Raw genomic sequence first — 19,308 nt, 5'->3', positions numbered from 1 at the left:
GCGGCGGGCGAGCGCGACGACGGCCCCCGCGCGATCGTCGCGCGGAGGCCGTATCGCTGCCTGCTCGCCGAACCAGCAGGTCCGGCGCGATGCTTATCGGATCAGCGGAGTGCGCCGGCGACCAGCTTGTGCAGACGGGTCTGCATCTGTTCGTTGCTGGCCAGCACCTCGCCCTTTTCATAGGCGCGGTCGGCGCCGCGATAGTCGGTGACGAAGCCGCCGGCTTCCTTCACCAGCAGCATGCCTGCCGCGATATCCCACTTCTTCAGGCCCGATTCCCAGAAGCCGTCGAACCGGCCCGCTGCGACATAGGCGAGATCGAGGGCGGCCGAACCGAAGCGGCGGATGCCGGCAACCTCGGGCGCGACCGCGCCGAAGATGCGGGTCCACTCGCTGAAATTGCCATGACCGAGGAACGGAATGCCGGTCGCGATCAGCGCTTCCGACAGATCGCGCCGCGACGACACGCGCAGCCGCTGACCCTGCAACCACGCCCCCCGGCCCTTTTCGGCCCAGAAGCCTTCGTCGGTGATCGGATTATAGACCATCGCGGTCGTGATTTCCGGCTTGCCACCGACGCCGTTCGGTTCCTCGACCGCGACCGAGATCGAGAAATGCGGGATGCCGTGCAGGAAGTTGGTCGTACCATCCAGCGGATCGACGATCCAGCGCGGCTTGGTCGGGTCGCCGGCGATCTCGCCACCCTCTTCCAGCAACATGCCCCAGTCGGGACGCGCCTTGCGCAATTCCTCGACCAGCGTTTCCTCGGCGCGCTTGTCGGCCATCGACACGAAGTCCGCCGGCCCCTTGCGGCTGACCTGGAGATGCTGGACCTCGCCGAAGTCGCGGCGCAGGCGCGGGCCGGTCTTGCGGACGGCGCGTTCGAGGACGGTGATGAGGCCGGACTGGGCGGACATGGTTCTGGTTCCTGCTTAAATCGATGTGGCAGCGGACGCGGGCAAAGCCCGCGTCGTCGGTCGCGCATCCGCGCGCCGGCCGGGCTTGCGGCTCTGCGGAATAGCTTGCGCTATTCCGTCTGGCCGCTGCGCCTTAATCCGCCCGCCTCACATAGGTCTGCTCATACACGTCGACGACGATCCGCGTCCCCGAAGCGATATGCGGCGGGACCATCACGCGGACGCCGTTGTCGAGCACGGCGGGCTTGTAGGACGACGACGCCGTCTGGCCCTTCACCACCGCATCGGCCTCGACGATCGTCGCTTCGATCGTGTCGGGCAACTGGACGCTGATCGCTTCGTCTTCATAGAGTTCCATGACGACGTCCATGCCGTCCTGCAGGAAGGCGGCGGCATCGCCCAGCAGGTCGCGCGGCAGCGATACCTGGTCGTAGGTTTCCTTGTCCATGAACACCAGCATGTCGCCTTCGGGATACAGGAACTGGAAGTCCTTGGTATCCAGCCGGATGCGCTCGACCGTCTCGGCCGAACGGAAGCGGACGTTGTTCTTGCGGCCGTCGCGCAGGTTCTTCATCTCGACCTGCATATAGGCGCCGCCCTTGCCCGGCTGCGTATGCTGGATCTTGACCGCGCGCCAGATGCCGCCTTCATATTCGATGATGTTGCCGGGGCGAATGTCGACGCCGCTGATCTTCATGACGAACCATACCTGTTGGAAAGAGCGAAGCTGCGCCCTTACCGCTCCGCCCGGCCGCGGGCAAGCAGCGGATAGGGGTCAATCGCGCGCCCCTGATGCCATGCCTCGTCGGGTAGCAGCCGTTCGATCCCGAAATGGAGATGGGTGTTGCCGGCGCCAGCATTGCCGGTGTCGCCGACCCGGCCGATCGGATCGCCCGCCTGCACCCGGCCCCCTTCGCGCAGACCGGGCGCGTAGCTGGCGAGGTGGGCGTAATAATAGGATAGCCGCCGGTCGGGCGCGCGGACATAGGCGGTGATCCCCCCGCCGCCGTTGCTGTAGAATAGTTTTTCGACCACCCCGTCCGCCGCCGCGACGACCGGCGTGCCGCCCGGTGCCATGATGTCGGTACCGGTATGGCCGCGCGATCCACCACCGCGGCTGTCGCCCCAGCTATCGCGGATATCGGACCAGCGCGCGCCCCGTACCGGCATTACCAATGCGCCGGCCGCAAGCTTTACGGCCGGGCGCGCTTGCTGCGCGGATCGGCGCGGTGCGGCCGATCCCCCGAAGTCGACCAGTAAGGCCGCCAGCGCGCCGATCGCCACGAACAGGCCGAGAAAGGTCCAGCCGATCCGGTTCATCGCCCTGCCCTTATGGCTGGAAGATCGCCGGCGTACCCGGCTTCACCATCAGCGACAGGCGGGCGGCGTCCCAATTGGTCAGGCGGATGCAGCCATTGCTCTCGGTCTTGCCGATATTCTCCGGCTCGGGCGTGCCGTGGATACCATAATGCTCTTTCGACAGGTCGATCCAGACGACGCCGACCGGATTGTTCGGACCCGGCGGCACGATCTCCTTGCTGTCCGACTTGTCGGCGTGGCGCAGGATCGCGGGATTATATTGCCAGTCGGGATTGGGTGCGACGCCCTGGATCGTCCATTTGCCGATCGGCAGGGGATCATGCGACGACCCCATCGTCGCCGGGAACTGGGCGAGGATGCGGTCGCCGGCATAGGCGCGCAGCCAGCCCTCCGACTTGTCGACCACGACCCGGTCGGCCTGCTGCTGATTCGCATCGACGTTCAGATAGGCCAGCGTCTGGCGATATTCGGGCGACCAGGTGTCGGCATAGCTGCGCGACGCGGGCAGGACGTTGGGGAAGACGACGCGGGTGCCGCGGCTGAGCATCGTCTCGCGGCTGTTCAGCGCGACCAGCGTGGCGGGGGTGGTGTGGAACATCTCCGCCAGTTTTTCGAGCGGCGAGCGATAGCCGATCACCGTCAGCTTCGCCTGTTCGGCATAGTCCTTCGGGATCGGATTGGTGTAGGGGCCAGCGAGCGCGCGGTCGGACAGGGTCAGCGTCACGGTAGCCGGGCGCATATTGGGGTTGAGCGCGCGGACCGTGGCGGGGTCGAGCTTGCCGGTGACGGGCAGGTCGCGCGCCGACTGAAACCCGCGCAACGCCTTGGCGAAGGCGGGGCTATCGCGACCGTCGATCACCCCGACGGTGAAGCCGTGGCGATCGAGCAGCACCTGCGCATGCAGGACGTTCCGGTCGATCGTCGGCAGCGCCTGTGGTGCGGGCGCGGGTGCCTGTGCCATCGCCGCGCCGCCCAACAGGATCGCCGCCCATGCCAGTCGCTTCATGACCCCTCCTCGAATTCGTTGAGGCTGGATAACGAACGGCCGGCAAAGACGTTTCCGACTATCCAAGCACTTCCGCAAAGGCGCGGACGGCGGCGGCTTCGTCACCGTTCCACACCGCACCCGATACCGCGAGGAAGTCGGCACCGGCGGCGATCAGCGGCGCGGCATTGGCGGGCGTGATGCCACCGATCGCGACGCAGGGCAGTTCAAAGACTGCCGACCACCATGACAGGATCACCGGTTCGGGAACGTGGCGGACTTCCTTGGTGGTGGTGGGATAGAAGGCACCGAAGGCGACATAGTCGGCCCCGGCCTCCCCCGCTTCCATGGCAAGATGACGGCTGTCGTGCGCGGTCACGCCGATCTGGGCGTTCGGACCGAGCACGTCGCGCGCCTCGCGCGGGTCGCCATCCTCCTGTCCGAGATGGACACCATCGGCGCCGAGGCGCTTGGCAAGGCTGATGCTGTCGTTGACGAGGAAGGCGACGTCGCGGTCGGCGCAGATGCGCTGGAGCGGCTCGGCGAGGCGCGCTGCGGCGTGCTGGTCGACGTCCTTCACCCGGAACTGGAAAGCGGCGACCGGCCCGGCATCGAGCGCGCGGGCAAGACAATCGGGGAAGGTGCCGGTCACGTCGAGCGGCGAGATCAGATAAAGCTGGCACGGCGGGCGGCGCACGTCGCGGACGAACTGCTTCGCGAAATCGGGGGACAGCGGGCCGAGCGGATCTTCGTCGAGGGTCATGGACCCTCCCTGCCCCAGCGCAGCGGCGGGTGGAAGGGCGTGCGGACGCCAAAGTTCACTAAGTTCACACTTGCCGCGTCTTTGCGCGTACCGTTGCGAGTGACTTGCAGTTCGTCGACCCGCGAAGGACGAAGTCCCCTGCTGTCGGCTTTACCCACCAATGACAAAGAGCACCGGACGTCCAAGCGCCCGATGCCCTTTTGCCATGCCCGCGAGCAGGTAGGAAAGCGTTACGCCGCGACCAGCGCCTTCTGCGTCGAGGCAGCGTGGATTTCGTCGATCGCGTCGCCCAGCGCCTTGTCGAACTCGGCATCGGTCATCTGCTGGCGCAGGTCCGACAGCAGCGCGCGGCTGAAGCTGGCGATGATGCCGGGGTTCTTCGCCAGTTCGGCGCAGGCTTCGGTGCGGCCGAACCCGCCCGACAGCGCGACGACGCGCAGCACGCGCGGATGGTCGACCAGCGGCTGGAACAGGCCGGGCTTGGCCGGCAGCGACAGTTTCAGCATCACCTTGTCATCGCCCGGCAGCGCATCGAGCGCCTTCAGCGTCTCGTCGAGCAGAATCTGGTCGGCTTCGGCCCGCTCGGCGCTCTTGATGTTCACTTCCGGTTCGATGATCGGCATCAGTCCGGCGGCGAGGACCTGCTGCGCCACCTCGAACTGCTGCTTCACGACCGCCGCAATGCCCGCTGCGTTCGCAAGGTTGATGACCGAGCGTTCCTTGGTGCCAAAGATGCCGAGCTTGGCGGCGCGGGCAAGCAGTTCGTCGAGGCCGGGGTTCGGCTTCATCAGCTGCACGCCGTTCGCTTCGTCCTCGAGACCCTTGTCGATCTTGAGGAACGGGACGACGCCCTTGTCGGCCAGCGCCTGGGGCACCGGCTTGCCGCCCGCCTGCCCATCCATGGTGCGTTCGAACAGGATCGCGCCGATCACCTTGTCCCCGGTGAATGCCGCGGAGGTGATGATCCGGGCGCGCATGTCATGGATCAGACCGAACATTTCCTCATCGGTCGACCACGCGCCGTCCTCCACGCCATAGCCCTTCAGCGCCTTCGGCGTCGACCCGCCGCTCTGGTCGAGCGCGGCGATGAAACCCTGTCCGTCGGCAATCTTCGCAGTCATGTCAGCGTTGTTCATGTCGATCCCCTTGGGTCCTGTAAGAAATGTCAGAGAGCGAGCCAGCGCCGCAGCGCCTGATCCACCTGCTCCATCGATGTTGCAGTCGCCTGACCGAGCACGCGGACGATGCGGCTGCGGCGGAGCGTCTTGATCTTGTCGACCTGCGCCTCGCTTTCGACCGAGATGCCGGTCGTGTCGGAGGGGGCGAAGGGTACGCGGAACAGCGTCTCACCACCGGTCAGGCTGGTCATTGGGATCAGCGTGACCGAGGCGTGCGCTTCGTTGAAGAGATCGGATTGCACAACCAGAAAGGGCCGGCGCTTGTTGGCCAGTGCCTCCGGTCCCTCGACCAGCACGATCATGCCGCGCCTTATCTCCACCGGCCGTCCTCCGCCTCGACGCGGTCGAAAAAGGCCCAGTCGGCGCCGTCATCGCGGGCGGCGGCGCGTTCGGACTGGCGGCGGGCTTCAGCGCGAAAGGCCTCGTCGTGGAGTTCGACATAGCGGCGCACGGCATCGCGAGCGATGTCGCTCTTCGATCGGCCCTGCGAGCGGGCGACATTGGCGAGTCGCTCCTCCAGCTCGGTATCGAGTCGTACGCCTAGCACCCGGTGCCACCTCCCGTTTAACGTGTTGAACGGGTAGCTTGGGTTGCGGTTAGGATCAAGCGGGTTGTTTTGCGGGCGGGTGTTTCAGAAGAAGAAGTCGGTTTCACGCGAAGGCGCGAAGGCGCAAAGTGAAGAATTGGTTCGCGCCGAGGCGCGGAGGCGCGGAGGGGTTGCGTTTGTAGCGCCGTCTCGCGTCAGCGAGACCTTCATGCATTCGGCAGCGAGCCGATTGAGCGCCGCTGGCGCGGCGAGGACGACATTCTCTGCGCCTCCGCGCCTCTGCGCGAAACCTCTTATCTTTTTCTTCTTCGCGCCTTCGCGTGAACCAGTACGTCGCCCGGCATCGATACCGGGCGACGTGCTGCCGACAGGATCAGCGTGCCAGTGCGGCGACGCCGGGCAGTTCCTTGCCCTCCATCCATTCGAGGAACGCACCGCCGGCGGTCGAGACGAAGCTGAACTGGTCGGCGACGCCGGCCTGGTTGAGCGCAGCGACGGTATCGCCGCCGCCCGCGACCGATACCAGCGACCCGTCGGCAGTCAGTGCCGCCGCGGTCCGGGCGAGCGCGACGGTGGCGACGTCGAAAGGCGGGGTTTCGAACGCGCCCATCGGTCCGTTCCACACCAGAGTCCGGCAGTTCTTGAGCACATCGCCCAGCGCCTCGGTCGCAGCCGGGCCGACGTCGAGGATCATTTCGTCGGCGGCGACCTCATGGACGTTGACGGTGCGGGTCGCCGGGTTCGGCTTGAATTCGGTCGCGACCACGACGTCGTAGGGCAGATGGATGGTGCAGCCGGCCTTTTCCGCCGCCGCGAAGATTTCGTCCGCCGTGCCGGTCAGTTCATGCTCGCACAGCGACTTGCCGACATTGACACCGCGCGCGGCGAGGAAGGTGTTGGCCATGCCGCCGCCGATGATGAGGTGATCGACCTGCCCGACCAGATGCTTCAGCACATCGAGCTTCGACGACACCTTGGCCCCGCCGACGACTGCCGCGACCGGGTGCTGCGGGTTGCCGAGCGCCTTGTCGAGCGCGTCGAGTTCGGCCTCCATCTGCCGACCGGCAAAGGCGGGAAGCTTGTGCGCCAGCCCCTCAGTCGAGGCATGGGCGCGATGCGCCGCGGAAAAGGCGTCGTTGACATAATAGTCGCCGAGCGCGGCCATGGTTTCAACCAGTTGCGGGTCGTTCTTCTCCTCGCCAGCGAAGAAGCGTGTATTTTCCAGCACGGCGATGTCGCCCGGTTGCATGGTACGCACAGCTTCGGCAGCGCCAGTCCAGTCGACGAACCGGACCTCGCGGCCAAGCACGTCCGACAGAGGCTTGGTGACCGGGGCCAGCGACATGGTCGGGTTGGGCTGCCCCTTGGGACGGCCGAAATGGGCGAGGATCAGGACGATCGCGCCGCGATCGGCGAGGTCGGTGACGGTGCCGATGGTGGCGCGCAGGCGGGTGTCGTCCGTTACGGCGCCATCGGCCATCGGCACGTTCAGATCCTCGCGGACCAGTACGCGCTTGCCGGTGAGGTCGCCCATGTCGTCGAGCGTCTTGAAATTACGGCTCATGTCAGTTCCCCTGATGGTCCCCCGGCCGTCTTGAAGGAGCCATCGCGCCGGACCGATGCTTCGATACGGGCCTTCGACAAGCTCAGTCCCTACTCAGCACGAACGGGGGCGTTGTTTTCGATAGTTATCCGGTCGCCGACGCTGATCTGGCCGCCCTCGATCACCCGCGCCAGCGCACCGCCGCGCCAGTCGGGGATCAGCGCGCCGCGCAGCCCCTCGACGATGGTCTCCATGCGGCTGCACGGATCGCATTCCTTGGTGATTTCGAGCAGCACCGGCCCGACGCGCACGAGGCTCCCGCGCGTCTGCGGCAGGTCGAAATCCTCGACCAGCAGGTTCGCGCGACGTTCCCACCATGGCAGATCGTGGCCGACCTCGCGCATCGCCTGCGCCCAATCGCCGACTTCCATCAGCGACACCTGCCGGTTGTTGCGGCCGGGTTTGAGCGCGCCGCGGAAATCGCCGTCGAGCCCGGTTTCGACGGTGACGCGCACCGTCTGCACCAGTTCGATCGGCCCGCGCGAAAAGGCGTGGCGGGCGATGCCCTTCAGGATACCGCCCGCCATCGGGTCAGCCCAGCTTCGCCATCGCGGTCGCGGTGTCGACCATGCGGTTCGAGAAGCCCCATTCATTGTCGTACCACGACACGACGCGGACCAGCTTGCCGTCGAGCACGGCGGTCTCGAGGCTGTCGACGGTCGACGAAGCGGGGGTGTGGACGATGTCGATCGAGACCAGCGGATCTTCCGAATAGACCAGCACGCCCTTCAGCGGGCCCGATTCCGACGCCGCCTTCAGGATCGAATTGACTTCGTCCTTGGTCGTGTCGCGCTTGGGCGTGAAGGTCAGGTCGACGAGGCTGCCGTCCGGCACGGGCACGCGGACGGCCGAACCGTCGAGCTTGCCCTTGAGTTCGGGCAGCACTTCACCGACCGCGCGGGCGGCGCCGGTGGTGGTCGGGATCATCGACATCGCAGCGGCACGGGCGCGACGCAGATCGGGGTGGATCTGGTCGAGGATCTTCTGATCGTTGGTATAGGCGTGGATCGTGGTCATCAGGCCACGTTCGATGCCGATCGAATCGTTCAGCACCTTGGCAACCGGCGCGAGGCAGTTGGTGGTGCACGACGCGTTCGACACGATCGTGTGACCTGCCTCCAGCTTGTCGTGGTTGACGCCGTAGACGACGGTCAGGTCGACATTCTTGCCCGGGGCGGAGATCAGCACGCGCTTGGCACCGGCATCGATATGCTTCTGGCACGCGGTGCGGTCGGTGAAGAAGCCGGTGCATTCGAGGACCAGTTCGACGCCCAGTTCCTTGTGCGGCAGGTTGGCCGGATCGCGCTCGGCGGTGACGCGGATACCCTTGCCGTCGATAACCAGATCGTCACCCTCGGCCGAAACTTCGCCCGGATACTTGCCATGGACCGAGTCGCGGCTGAACAGCCATGCGTTCGACTTCGCATCGGCGAGGTCGTTGATCGTGACCAGTTCGAGGCCGCTGTCGGGCCGTTCGAGGATCGCGCGCGCCACCAGGCGGCCGATGCGCCCGAAACCGTTGATCGCTACTTTCGTCATATCCGCGTCTCCCTCAATGTCCGAGCCGCGCCAGCACCTTCGCGGTGATGGCATCGGTGGTCAGGCCGAAATATTCGTAGAGCTTGTCGGCCGGGGCCGACGCCCCGAACCGGTCGATGCCGCAGCGCAGGCCGTCGACCATCGTATAGCGTTCCCAGCCGATCGTGGTGCCGGCCTCGATCGAGACGCGCAGGATCTCGTCGGGGCGGGCGTGCGGCAGCACGTCTTCACGATAGGCGGCGTCCTGCGCATCGAAGCGCGACCAGCACGGCATCGACACGACATCGGCACCGATCCCCTGCCCCTCCAGCTTCGCCGCGACGCCCAGCGCGATCTCGACCTCCGAGCCGGTGGCGAGCAGTATGACGCGGCGGTCGGCCTCGGCACCCTTCAGGCGATAGGCACCGCGCGCGCTGCGGTTCTCGGCCGCGTCGGTGCGGACCTGCGGCAGATTCTGGCGCGACAGCGCAAGCAGCGACGGACCGTCGCGGCGCTGCACCGCCAGTTCCCAGCATTCCGCCGTCTCGACCGCATCGGCGGGGCGATAGACGTCGAGGCCGGGGATCAGGCGCAGGCTCATCACATGCTCGATCGGCTGGTGGGTCGGGCCGTCCTCGCCGAGACCGATCGAGTCATGGGTCATCACATAGACGACGCCGGCATTCTGCAGCGCCGAGAGGCGGATCGCCGGACGGGCATAGTCGGCGAAGACCAGGAAGGTACCGCCATAGGCGAGCACGCCGCCATGCAGCGCCATGCCGTTCATCGCCGCCGACATGCCGAATTCGCGGATGCCGTAATGGATGTAGCGGCCCGAATAATCCTCGGCGGTCAGCGCGACCTGCGCCTTGGTCTGGGTATTGTTCGACGGGGTCAGGTCGGCCGAGCCGCCGATCGTGTCGGGCAGCGAGGCGTTGATCGCTTCCAGTGCCAGCGACGATGCGACGCGCGTCGCGATCTTCTTCGGCTCGGCGAGCAGTGAGTCGATATGGGCCTTGAGCGACCAGCCTTCGGGTAGCTTGTTGGCCATGCGGCGTTCGAATTCGGCGCGGTCGGCATGGGCCGACAGGCGCCCCTGCCATTCGGCGCGAACCGCACCGCCCCGGGCACCGATCGCCTTCCACGCATCGGTCAGTTCTTCGGGCAGGTGGAAGGCGTCATGTTCCCACAGCAAGGCGGCGCGGGTGGCGAGGATTTCCTCGGCGCCGAGCGGCGAGCCATGGACCTTGTGGCTGCCCCCCTTGTTCGGCGCGCCCTTGCCGATGACGGTGCGGCAGCGGACCAGCGACGGGCGCGGATCGGCGGCGGCTTCGGCGAGCGCGCGGTCGATATCGGCGAAGTCGTGGCCGTCACAGGCAACGACGTGCCAGCCGGTCGCGGCATAGCGCGCGGCGACGTCCTCGCTGGTCGACAGGTCGGTCGACCCGTCGATGGTGATACGGTTGTCGTCCCACAGCACGTTCAGGCGACCGAGCTTCAGATGCCCGGCAAGGCCGATCGCTTCGTGGTTGATCCCTTCCATCAGACATCCATCGCCGGCGATCACCCAGGTGCGGTGATCGACCAGAGCGTCGCCGAACACGGTGTTCAGATGCCGTTCGGCCGTCGCCATGCCGACCGCCATCGCCAGCCCCTGCCCCAGCGGGCCGGTGGTGCATTCGACGCCGGGCAGTTCGAAATTCTCCGGGTGGCCGGCGCACGGGCTGCCCAGCTTGCGGAAGGCGGCGATGTCGTCGATCGTTGGCCGGGCATAGCCGGTCAGATGGAGGAGCGAATAGATCAGCATCGATCCATGCCCCGCCGACAGCACGAAGCGGTCGCGATCGGCCCAGTTCGGATCGGTCGGGTCGAATTTCAGATAGTTCGACCACAGGACGGTGGCGACGTCCGCCATGCCCATCGGCATGCCAGGATGACCGGAATTGGCGGCCTCGACCGCGTCCATCGACAAAACGCGGATGGCGTTGGCGAGTTCGAGCTGGGATATGGTCACGCGCACTCCTGTTGGGCGCCAGAGTCCTAAGGTTCGCGCGAGCCTTTGGAACCGTCGCGCGTCGCAGTCAACCGCCCAGACGAAGGGTTGTTTAACATGTATAGCAAGCGGAGATTTATCCGATGAACGACGCCCCCCATGCCGATGCCATTGCGCGCATCGAACGTGCGCTGGTGCGGATCGAACGCGCCGCCCAATCGCGGGCGTTCGAAAATCATACGCTGGCCACCCGCCACGCCGCGCTGCGTTCGCGGATCGGCGATGCGATCGGTGCGCTGGATTCGGTGATCGCGCGCGAAGCGGATGCCGACTGATGGGACAGATCGCGCTGAGCGTCGCCGGACGCGAATATCAGGTCGGCTGCCGCGATGGCGAGGAGCCGAAGCTGCGCGCGCTGGGGGCGATGCTCGAACGCCACGCCGCCGCCGCACAGCGGGCGGCGGGCGGATCGGCGGAACGCACGCTGCTGTACATCGCGCTGATGGTCGCCGACGAGCTGGCCGAACGCGAGGAGAATCCGGCGGCGGGGCTGTCGGCGGCGGTACTGACGCAAATTGCCGAGCGGCTGGAAACGGTTGCCGCGACCCTTGAGGAAGTGCCGCAGGATCGCTAAATAAAGCGTGGCGGGAACTGCCCGGTGCGAGCCATGCATAATCCCTGAGGCTATTTCTTCATCCATGGGGGTTGTCCCTGCGCAGATCCTGGTCTGACGTACATGATCCCCACCTGACGTACCGTGCGTCAGTGGATAACGCGGCCAACGGCCCATGGTGGTCCCGCCACCCCATGTTTCGCGTATGACGGTCGACAAACTTTCGCTGCGTAGGGAGTTGCGTTGCCTGCGGCGGAGCTTCGTACAGCAAGATCGGCCGCAATTGATGCCGCCCGGCCTGTTTCTCAACGCCCTGCGTCGCGACATGATCGTCGCCAGCTATGTCCCGGTCGGCAGCGAGGCCGATCCGTCCCGTTTCGAGGCGGCGGCAATCTATGCCGGGGCGACGCTCGCCTGGCCGGTAGTCATCGACCGCGAATCACCGATCCAGTTCCACGTCGCGCCAGGCGGGCAGATGGTCGAAGGTCCGTTCGGGCTGCGACAACCGGCGGGCGATAGCGCACCGGTCGTGCCCGACATCATCCTGACGCCGTTGCTGGGGTTCGATTCGCGTTGCAACCGACTGGGTCAGGGAGCAGGTCATTACGACCGTGCCTTTGCCACATGGCCGGAAGCGTTGCGCATCGGGCTCGCCTGGTCGGTACAGGAGGTGGACGAACTGCCGCGCGATCCGTGGGACATGCCGCTCGACGCGGTCGTGACCGAAACCGAACTGATCTTGCCGGGAGCCGCCGAATGAACGAACCGACATGGCGCAAGCCGGCGGGAGTGCTGGCGATCCTCGTGCTGCTGACCCTATGGGCGATCGGGGTCGCCATGCTGTCGAACGTGATCGGCGGCTGGCACTGGCTGTTGCAGCTCGGCTTCTACCTGATCGCCGGGATCGCATGGCTATGGGTACTGCCGATGCGGGCGATGTTGCGGTGGATGGAGACCGGCCACTGGCGGTAGCGCACATCGCTTCGCAAGCGATGGCGCGAGTGACGGGGCTCGAACCCGCGACCTCCGGCGTGACAGGCCGGCGCTCTAACCAACTGAGCTACACCCGCTCTCTAGCGAGGAGGCGGCGTGTAGGGTAGCGAATCGTCGCTGTAAAGCGGGTATTTGGCCGCGACCGGATTTTCTGTTCAGTGGGCGAAGGTCGCGGTCAGGCGGATGCCCAGGACCAGTGCATTGTCGAGCGTTGGATCGAGGCCGGGATCGAGCACATATTGGGCATGCGGCTGGACGCCCAGCCAGTCGGTGACGGCGAAGCGATGGGTCAGTTCGATCGCGGTCTCGGCGTCGGGCGCCTCACCGAAGCGGGTGAATGCCAGCTCGCGGCTCGCGCTCCCCGCCCCGGCCCATGCGATGGCGATACCGCTGTCGTCCGCCGGGCGGCCGCGGATGAGCACGTGGCCGACGATGCCGCCCGAGACGAAGCGATCGAAGATGTTGGCCCGGCCACTCGCCGACCCCAGGCGGACAAAGGCACGCACACCGCGATCGCGGTCGCCGATCAACTGCGCCTCGCCGCGCAAATAGACGCCGTTGCTGGCGACCTGCCGCTCCGTGGCGGCGGCGACGCCGACATCGAACCGATCGTCCATCCGCGCGGTATAGCCCCATGCGCCGGCCAGCAGGCGTAGATTGCCGAGTTCAACATCGCCCTCCCCGATCAGCAGCGCGCCGTCGCCGCTGTGTAGGGCGACGTTCAGGCGGCGCGGAAAGGCCGGGTCGTTCGGCACGCCATCCGCCACCGCCGCGCGCAGCGTCACCGCCTGCCCGATCTTCATTTGTCCACGCACCGCAAGTCCGGTGCTGGGAAAACTGGACGGGCCGTTGCGCCCGCTGGTGCCGAGGTCGCTACCCATGCCGAAGGCGCTGTTGACGAACAGCAACGAGGTTTCCAGCGCGTCGAATTCGCTGTTGATATCGTACAGCCCCGCCTTGACCGACCAGCGCTCGTCCGGGCCGCGATGTTCGACCCATGCCTCCAGCACGCGCAGCAGCGGCATGCCCGCTTCGATACTCGACACGACCTGCGCGTCGCCGACGACGTCGCCGCTGAAGCTGGCGCCGTTGTTGTAGAAGCCATGGACCAGCGCGGTGGTGCGCCGCAGCCCGGCCAGTTGTTCGAGATCGGCAGTCGCGATGGCACTGGCATTGTGGACCCAGCGACTGCCGCGGGATGCCCCGCCTTCGACCGAGGTCAGAAGGTCTCCGGTATAGGCGAACTGGACCAGGAACGGATCGTTGCGCTCGACGGTGGGCGGTTCGACATTGCCCGGTGCGCGTTCGACGCTGGGCGCGGCAACCTGGGCATGGGCGGCGGGAATGGACGCGCAACCCAGCACGACCAGCCATCCCGCCAAACGCGCACTTCCCGCCCTGCCCCGTCGTCCGATCATCACACCCCACCGATTCGATGGCGGCATCATGCCGCGGCGAACGCGAAGAAACTGCCGATCGAACAGTGTGATACGGCGCGATGTGCCGTATCTTTCAAAGGTATCCGGAAAACAGGGCCGTGACGGCGAGGCGCCCGGCGCATCCGATGATGCGCCATGGCGCGAGTGACGGGGCTCGAACCCGCGACCTCCGGCGTGACAGGCCGGCGCTCTAACCAACTGAGCTACACCCGCTCTCTAGCGAGGAGGCGGCCTTTACGGAGCGGTGCCGGGGCTGTCAACGCCTGCATTGCCATTTGGCGCATTTCGTTGCGCGGGCGGCACGTCCTGCACCAGCGTGCCGTGTTCGAACAGGAAGCCGGCGATATCGGGTTTGCCCGCGCCCTTCAGCACCGTCTGGATGATGATGAGCAGCGGCACCGCCAGCAGCGCGCCGGGCGTGCCCCAGACCCAGCCCCAGAAGCTGAGCGTTATCAGGATCATGAGCGGGTTAATCGTCAGCCGATGGCCGACGACCAACGGCGTGATGACGTTCGCTTCGACCAGGTGCGCGCCGATCATGATCGCGGCGGGCAGCAGCGCCCACCAGATGTCGGTGAAGGTCATCAATCCGCCGACCGCAAGCAGCAGCGCGGCGAAGATCGGGCCGAGATAGGGCACATAGTTGAGCAGCGCGACGATGCCGCCCCACATCAGCGGCGTCGGCATGCCGACATACCATAGCGCCAGCGCAACGATGACGCCGAGCATCAAATTGATGAAGGTGATGGTGCCGAGATAGGCGGAGGTATCGTCGACGACGTTCTGAATGACGCGCGCGGTCGCCATCGCCCCGCCGAAGCTGCTGCGCCCGGTGATCGCGGCACGGCGCAGGTCGGTCCAACCGGCGAGAAAGAAATAGATGACGAGGATCGCGAAGAACATTTCCAGCAACGCCGAGGGGGCCGAGGTGGTGACGACGTCGAGCAGCGATTGCGGCGGTGCGACGCTGCTGGTCGTCTGTCGCGCCGGGGCGCTGGCGACGTTCGCGATCAGGCCGTTCACGAATTTCTCGAGGCTGGCGTAGAAGTCGATCAGCGGCGCGACATTTTCCTGCACCCGGTCGATGCGGTCGGGCAGGATCGCCGCCCATCCCCATGCCGGCACGACGATCGACGCCAGCGCGCCATTGGCGACGATCAGGAACAGCAGCACGCAGAACAGCGCGGCAAGCGGCGCCGGCACACGGTGCCGCTCCTGCCATTCGAGCAGCGGCACCAGCGCGATGGCGATGACGATCGCGGCGGTCAGCGGCAGGAAGAAACGCGCCCCGGCTTGCAGGGCGAATGGCAGGGCCAGCACGAGACCGACCCCGGCGATCAGCGTCAGCGCCGCCAGCAACCGGTCGCGGCGCAGTTCCTCGGCCGGGGCATCGACGACGGCGTCGACCGGATCGGACGGCGGCGTCGCGGCGGTGCCGGTCGCACCGGCCCGATCGACGGGCGTGGTTTCTTCGAACGATTCTGCCATGTACCCTAACCCCCCTGCACCGTCGCGTGCCGTACCGGTGGCAACGACCGACGCATCCGCCCTAAACGCGCGACGCGCCGATTTGCGCCATGATGATGTCACGGATATGGGCTGCGCCCCGGCATGGCGCCGACAGGGAGCGGGGATGATCGATCAGGACCGGATGACCGCGCGCGCGCTGCGCCCGATCGCGGCCGATCTCGACCGGTTGTCGGCGATCGACCGGCGGCGGCGGCTGGTCCCGATCGCGGGCCGGGACTTTGCGTCGAACGATTATCTGGGGCTGAGTAGATCGGAGCGACTGCGCGAGGCGGTGAGGGATGCGATCGAACGCGGCGTGCCCGTCGGATCGGGCGGATCGCGACTGCTGCGCGGCAACCATGCCGAACACGAGGCACTGGAGCGCGAGGCAGCGGCGTTTTTCGGCAGCGAGACAGCTTTGTGGTTCAGCAGCGGTTTCGCGGCCAATGCGGCGCTCCTCGCGACCTTGCCGCAGCGGGGCGACCTGATCGTCCATGATTCGCTGATCCATGCCAGCGCGCATGACGGCATGCGGCTGGCCCGGGGGCATGCGGTCGCGGCCGGTCATAATGATCCGCAGGCGATCGAGGATGCGATCGCGCGTTGGCGGCGCGAGGGCGGGACCGGATCGCCGTGGATCGCGGTCGAGAGCCTGTACAGCATGGACGGCGACCAGGCGCCGCTCGACGAGCTGATCGCGGTGGCGGATCGGCACGAGGCAATGCTGCTGATCGACGAGGCGCATGCGACCGGCGTGTTCGGGCCGGACGGACGTGGGCTGGCGGCGGGATATGAGGGGCGGCCGAACGTCGTTACGCTCCGAACCTGCGGCAAGGCGCTGGGCAGCGAAGGCGCGCTGGTGTGTGGGTCGGCACTGGTGTGCGATTTCCTGGTCAACCGGGCGCGCGGGTTCATCTTTTCGACCGCGCCTTCGCCCGTCATGGCGGCGGCGGTGCGGGCAGGTTTGCGAGTGTTGCAGGACGAACCGGCGCGGCGGGCGCGGTTGGTGGCACTGGTCGATCATGCCGGCAAGCGACTAGGCCGGGTCGGCGCGACGGTCAGCGGGTCGCAGATCCTGCCGCTGATCGTCGGCGACGATCGCCGGGCGATGGCGATGGCGGCGGCGGTGCAGGCGGCGGGGTTCGACGTGCGCGGGATCCGCCCGCCGACAGTGCCGGCCGGTACCGCGCGGCTGCGCATTTCGCTGACGCTGAACGTCGACGAAGCAGCGATCGACGGGTTGGCCGACAGGCTGGAGCAATTGCAATGAACGTGATCGTCGTTACCGGGACCGATACCGATGTCGGCAAGACCGTGTTCGCCGCCGCGCTGACCGGGGCACTGGGGGCATCCTATTGGAAACCGGTGCAGGCCGGGACCGATGACGGCACCGATCGCCAGCGCGTCGCGCGGCTGGCGGGACTCGCGCCCGAGCGTATCCTGCCCGAAGCATATGCGCTGGCCACCCCTTGTTCGCCGCACCGCGCGGCGGAAATCGACGGGGTGACGATCGATCTCGACCGGCTGGCCTTGCCGCAGGTCGACGGACCGCTGGTGGTCGAGGGCGCGGGCGGCGTGCTGGTGCCGATCGTCGGGCAGACGACCTTCGGCGATCTGTTCGCGCGATGGCAGCGGCCCGTGGTGCTGGTCGCGCGCACGGCGCTCGGCACGATCAACCACAGCTTGTTGTCGATCGAGGCACTGCGCGCGCGCGGCGTGCCGCTGCTGGGCGTCGCCTTCATCGGCGACAGCGTTCCCGACAGCGAGGAAACGATCGTCCGACTGGGCAATACGCGACGCCTGGGGCGCCTGCCCCGGCTCGAAACGCTCGACCCGGCGACGCTGGCCGAGGCGTTCGCCACCCATTTCGATCTGGAGGATTTCCGGTGAGTTCGTCGCCCGTCTGGCACCCCTTCACCCAGCATGGCCTGCAGGAGCCGATCCCGCAAATCGTGCGCGGCGACGGGGCGGCGCTATGGACGGCGGACGGGCGGCGGATCATCGATGCGATTTCGTCATGGTGGGTAACGACGCACGGCCACAACCATCCGCGCATCACGGCCGCCATCGCCGAACAGGCCGGGCGGCTCGATCAGATCATCTTCGCGGGATACACGCACGAACCGGCCGAGATGTTGGCGAAGGGGCTGCGCGAACTGCTGCCCGAAGCGCTGACACGCGTGTTCTTCTCCGATTCGGGATCGACCAGCGTCGAGGTCGCGCTGAAGATGGCGCTCGGATATTGGCGCAACCGCGGCGAGGATCGGCACCGCATCCTCGTGCTCGATCACGGCTATCATGGCGACACGATCGGGGCGATGTCGGTCGGGGCGCGGGGGGTGTTCAACCGGGCCTATGCGCCGCTGCTGTTCGATGTCGGGTCGATCCCCTTTCCCGATGCCGGCGAGGAACAGGCGACGTTCGATGCGCTGGAGGCGGCGTGCGCGGCCGGCGCGGCGGCGTTCATCGTCGAGCCTTTGGTGCTGGGCGCAGGCGGGATGCGCATGTATCCGCCGGCCGTTCTTACCGAAATGCACCGTATCTGTTCGGCTTACGGCGTATTGTTCATTGCCGATGAAGTGATGACCGGCTGGGGCCGCACCGGCACGCTGACCGCGTGCGAACAGGCCGGGGTCGTGCCCGACCTGATGTGCCTGTCGAAAGGGCTGACCGGCGGGGCAATTCCGCTGGCGGTGACCATGGCGAGCGAGGCGATCTACCAGGCGCATTACGGGCCGGACCGCGCGACGATGTTCTTTCATTCGTCGAGCTACACCGCCAACCCGATCGCCTGTGCCGCTGCCAATGCCAATCTGGCGATCTGGCGCGAGGAGCCGGTTGGGGAACGGATCGCGTCGCTGGCGGCCCGACAGGCGGAGCGGCTGGCGACACTGGCGGCCCATCCCCGCGTCGCCAATCCCCGCCAACTGGGTACGATCGCGGCGTTCGAACTGGACGGCGACGAAGGCTATCTGTCCGACCGCGCGCCGAAATTGCTGGCGCGATTTCGCGAGAACGGGCTGCTGCTACGGCCGCTCGGGTCGACGCTGTATGTCATGCCGCCTTATTGCATCGACGATGCCGATCTCGACGCGATCTATGCGGCGTTGGACGAGGCGTGCGACGACGCCTGATCGATCGCGGCGGTGATCATCGACAGTCCCTGTTCGAGCGCGGCAATACGGACCGCGCCGCGACCGATATCGCCGAAATGGCATTCGCGAGTCGTTTCCGGTCCGTCGCGCACGGCACAGGCGAAATGGACGAGGCCGGCTTCGTCACCGGGCGCCCCTGCCCCGGCAAAACCCGTCACCGACAAGGCGATATCGGCATCCGAGCCGCGCAGCGCACCGCGCGCCATGGCAAGCGCGACGTCGCGGCTGACCGCGCCGCAATCATCGAGCATCTCGCGCTCGACGCCAAGCAATTCACACTTCGCCTTTTCGCTATAAACGACGAAGCCACGGTCGAAGGCATGCGATGCGCCCTCGACATCGGTCAGCAGCGCGGCGAGCATGCCGCCGGTGCAACTCTCGGCCGTGGCGAGCGTGAGGTCGGCCTTGCACGCGGCTTCGAGCAGATCGGCGGCGGCGCGTTCGATATGTTCGGGAAGGACGGGGGACAGCGTCTCGGTCATTTCGCCGCGTTCTTTCGCCGGGTTTCCCACCCTTTCTTCGCGGCGGCGGAGCGGTCGGTCGCCGGCCGGTCGGCAGCGGCACGGCCGCCGCGACGCGCGGAACCGTGGCTGTCGGGCTTGCCACGGCCCGAGCCGGACTTGTTGCCGCCGCCCGAATCCTTGTTCACCGTCGCCCAGGCGCGCCGTTCGGCTTCCTTCTCCGACAGGCCGCGTTCCTCATAGCCTTGCTCGATATGCTCGGCCTTGCGCTTCTGCTTGGTCGTATAGCTGCTCTTGTCGCCGCGCGGCATGAC

At 66.8% G+C, this 19,308-nt stretch carries 23 protein-coding genes and 2 tRNA genes; 7 read left to right on the top strand and 18 right to left on the bottom strand.

The features are described 5' to 3' along the window. Nucleotides 1-101 precede the first annotated feature (101 nt). The 12 genes from ACZ1JS_RS04695 to tkt all read right to left on the bottom strand — a co-directional run bounded on the left by ACZ1JS_RS04695 (nucleotide 102) and on the right by tkt (nucleotide 10,845). Nucleotides 102-917, bottom strand: coding sequence for an inositol monophosphatase family protein (locus ACZ1JS_RS04695; protein ID WP_345876114.1), 816 nt, complete (start codon nucleotides 915-917; stop codon nucleotides 102-104). A 133-nt stretch (nucleotides 918-1,050) separates the two neighbouring features. Beyond that, nucleotides 1,051-1,614 (bottom strand): elongation factor P, encoded by a 564-nt coding sequence (gene efp, locus ACZ1JS_RS04690; RefSeq protein WP_066687286.1) that lies wholly within the window; start codon nucleotides 1,612-1,614, stop codon nucleotides 1,051-1,053. 38 nt (nucleotides 1,615-1,652) lie between these two features. After that, a complete protein-coding gene (locus ACZ1JS_RS04685; protein ID WP_465167929.1) occupies nucleotides 1,653-2,237 on the bottom strand; it encodes a M23 family metallopeptidase in 585 nt (194 codons plus the stop codon). A gap of 10 nt (nucleotides 2,238-2,247) precedes the next feature. After that, on the bottom strand, nucleotides 2,248-3,243 hold the full coding sequence (locus ACZ1JS_RS04680; RefSeq protein ID WP_465167928.1) for a L,D-transpeptidase family protein: 996 nt from the start codon (nucleotides 3,241-3,243) through the stop codon (nucleotides 2,248-2,250). A gap of 58 nt (nucleotides 3,244-3,301) precedes the next feature. Continuing rightward, nucleotides 3,302-3,985 (bottom strand): thiamine phosphate synthase, encoded by a 684-nt coding sequence (gene thiE, locus ACZ1JS_RS04675; RefSeq protein WP_465167927.1) that lies wholly within the window; start codon nucleotides 3,983-3,985, stop codon nucleotides 3,302-3,304. Nucleotides 3,986-4,215: 230 nt separating this feature from the next. Then, on the bottom strand, nucleotides 4,216-5,121 hold the full coding sequence (locus ACZ1JS_RS04670) for a fructose bisphosphate aldolase (RefSeq protein ID WP_465167926.1): 906 nt from the start codon (nucleotides 5,119-5,121) through the stop codon (nucleotides 4,216-4,218). Nucleotides 5,122-5,150: 29 nt separating this feature from the next. Then, a complete protein-coding gene (locus ACZ1JS_RS04665; protein WP_200913147.1) occupies nucleotides 5,151-5,465 on the bottom strand; it encodes a type II toxin-antitoxin system PemK/MazF family toxin in 315 nt (104 codons plus the stop codon). An 8-nt stretch (nucleotides 5,466-5,473) separates the two neighbouring features. After that, complete coding sequence (locus ACZ1JS_RS04660; protein WP_055755878.1) at nucleotides 5,474-5,710, bottom strand: ribbon-helix-helix protein, CopG family; 237 nt, start codon at nucleotides 5,708-5,710, stop codon at nucleotides 5,474-5,476. 373 nt (nucleotides 5,711-6,083) lie between these two features. Then, on the bottom strand, nucleotides 6,084-7,274 hold the full coding sequence (locus ACZ1JS_RS04655; protein WP_465167925.1) for a phosphoglycerate kinase: 1,191 nt from the start codon (nucleotides 7,272-7,274) through the stop codon (nucleotides 6,084-6,086). Nucleotides 7,275-7,363: 89 nt separating this feature from the next. Beyond that, a complete protein-coding gene (locus ACZ1JS_RS04650) occupies nucleotides 7,364-7,840 on the bottom strand; it encodes an MOSC domain-containing protein (protein WP_242115689.1) in 477 nt (158 codons plus the stop codon). 4 nt (nucleotides 7,841-7,844) lie between these two features. Then, the gene (gene gap / locus ACZ1JS_RS04645; RefSeq protein WP_465167924.1) at nucleotides 7,845-8,852 is read right to left on the bottom strand and encodes a type I glyceraldehyde-3-phosphate dehydrogenase; all 1,008 of its coding nucleotides are present in this window, start codon (nucleotides 8,850-8,852) and stop codon (nucleotides 7,845-7,847) included. 13 nt (nucleotides 8,853-8,865) lie between these two features. After that, nucleotides 8,866-10,845 (bottom strand): transketolase, encoded by a 1,980-nt coding sequence (tkt, locus tag ACZ1JS_RS04640; protein ID WP_465167923.1) that lies wholly within the window; start codon nucleotides 10,843-10,845, stop codon nucleotides 8,866-8,868. A 122-nt stretch (nucleotides 10,846-10,967) separates the two neighbouring features. Between tkt and ACZ1JS_RS04635 the strand changes: the two genes are divergently transcribed. The 4 genes from ACZ1JS_RS04635 to ACZ1JS_RS04620 all read left to right on the top strand — a co-directional run bounded on the left by ACZ1JS_RS04635 (nucleotide 10,968) and on the right by ACZ1JS_RS04620 (nucleotide 12,409). Then, a complete protein-coding gene (locus ACZ1JS_RS04635; protein ID WP_345876125.1) occupies nucleotides 10,968-11,159 on the top strand; it encodes a hypothetical protein in 192 nt (63 codons plus the stop codon). Further along, a complete protein-coding gene (locus tag ACZ1JS_RS04630) occupies nucleotides 11,159-11,458 on the top strand; it encodes a cell division protein ZapA (RefSeq protein WP_242115693.1) in 300 nt (99 codons plus the stop codon). Before ACZ1JS_RS04635 ends, ACZ1JS_RS04630 begins: the two co-directional genes overlap by 1 nt. A gap of 154 nt (nucleotides 11,459-11,612) precedes the next feature. Further along, nucleotides 11,613-12,197, top strand: a complete 585-nt coding sequence (locus ACZ1JS_RS04625) for a 5-formyltetrahydrofolate cyclo-ligase (RefSeq protein ID WP_465167922.1) — start codon at nucleotides 11,613-11,615, stop codon at nucleotides 12,195-12,197. After that, on the top strand, nucleotides 12,194-12,409 hold the full coding sequence (locus ACZ1JS_RS04620; protein WP_465167921.1) for a DUF2842 domain-containing protein: 216 nt from the start codon (nucleotides 12,194-12,196) through the stop codon (nucleotides 12,407-12,409). Before ACZ1JS_RS04625 ends, ACZ1JS_RS04620 begins: the two co-directional genes overlap by 4 nt. A gap of 21 nt (nucleotides 12,410-12,430) precedes the next feature. Here ACZ1JS_RS04620 and ACZ1JS_RS04615 read toward each other — a convergent pair. The 4 genes from ACZ1JS_RS04615 to ACZ1JS_RS04600 form a co-directional block, all read right to left on the bottom strand. Beyond that, a tRNA-Asp gene (locus ACZ1JS_RS04615) sits at nucleotides 12,431-12,507 on the bottom strand. A 78-nt stretch (nucleotides 12,508-12,585) separates the two neighbouring features. Further along, nucleotides 12,586-13,812, bottom strand: coding sequence for a carbohydrate porin (locus tag ACZ1JS_RS04610; RefSeq protein WP_465167920.1), 1,227 nt, complete (start codon nucleotides 13,810-13,812; stop codon nucleotides 12,586-12,588). A 193-nt stretch (nucleotides 13,813-14,005) separates the two neighbouring features. Continuing rightward, nucleotides 14,006-14,082: transfer RNA gene (locus ACZ1JS_RS04605), tRNA-Asp, on the bottom strand. A gap of 21 nt (nucleotides 14,083-14,103) precedes the next feature. Next, complete coding sequence (locus ACZ1JS_RS04600; RefSeq protein WP_465167919.1) at nucleotides 14,104-15,357, bottom strand: AI-2E family transporter; 1,254 nt, start codon at nucleotides 15,355-15,357, stop codon at nucleotides 14,104-14,106. A 163-nt stretch (nucleotides 15,358-15,520) separates the two neighbouring features. Between ACZ1JS_RS04600 and ACZ1JS_RS04595 the strand changes: the two genes are divergently transcribed. The 3 genes from ACZ1JS_RS04595 to ACZ1JS_RS04585 are packed head-to-tail and all read left to right on the top strand — an operon-like array spanning nucleotide 15,521 to nucleotide 18,512. Further along, nucleotides 15,521-16,648, top strand: a complete 1,128-nt coding sequence (locus ACZ1JS_RS04595) for an 8-amino-7-oxononanoate synthase (RefSeq protein ID WP_465168631.1) — start codon at nucleotides 15,521-15,523, stop codon at nucleotides 16,646-16,648. Beyond that, nucleotides 16,645-17,268: a dethiobiotin synthase gene (gene bioD / locus ACZ1JS_RS04590; protein WP_465167918.1), complete on the top strand. Its 624-nt coding sequence runs from the start codon at nucleotides 16,645-16,647 to the stop codon at nucleotides 17,266-17,268. Before ACZ1JS_RS04595 ends, bioD begins: the two co-directional genes overlap by 4 nt. Next, nucleotides 17,265-18,512 (top strand): adenosylmethionine--8-amino-7-oxononanoate transaminase, encoded by a 1,248-nt coding sequence (locus ACZ1JS_RS04585; RefSeq protein ID WP_465167917.1) that lies wholly within the window; start codon nucleotides 17,265-17,267, stop codon nucleotides 18,510-18,512. The genes bioD and ACZ1JS_RS04585 overlap by 4 nt, the downstream gene beginning before the upstream one ends. On the opposite strand, the gene ACZ1JS_RS04580 is transcribed toward ACZ1JS_RS04585, so the two are convergent. Together ACZ1JS_RS04580 and ACZ1JS_RS04575 are read right to left on the bottom strand one after the other, a co-directional pair. Continuing rightward, nucleotides 18,476-19,015, bottom strand: coding sequence for a CinA family protein (locus ACZ1JS_RS04580; protein ID WP_465167916.1), 540 nt, complete (start codon nucleotides 19,013-19,015; stop codon nucleotides 18,476-18,478). The two genes, ACZ1JS_RS04585 and ACZ1JS_RS04580, sit on opposite strands and share 37 nt — an antisense overlap. After that, nucleotides 19,012-19,305, bottom strand: a complete 294-nt coding sequence (locus ACZ1JS_RS04575) for a plasmid stabilization protein (RefSeq protein ID WP_465167915.1) — start codon at nucleotides 19,303-19,305, stop codon at nucleotides 19,012-19,014. Before ACZ1JS_RS04575 ends, ACZ1JS_RS04580 begins: the two co-directional genes overlap by 4 nt. Nucleotides 19,306-19,308: the final 3 nt, after the last annotated feature.

The organism is Sphingomonas sp. BL-S-05 (genome assembly GCF_055521695.1).
Note: the sequence above shows the minus strand (reverse complement) of the source record. Positions and strands in the feature narration are given on the sequence as shown.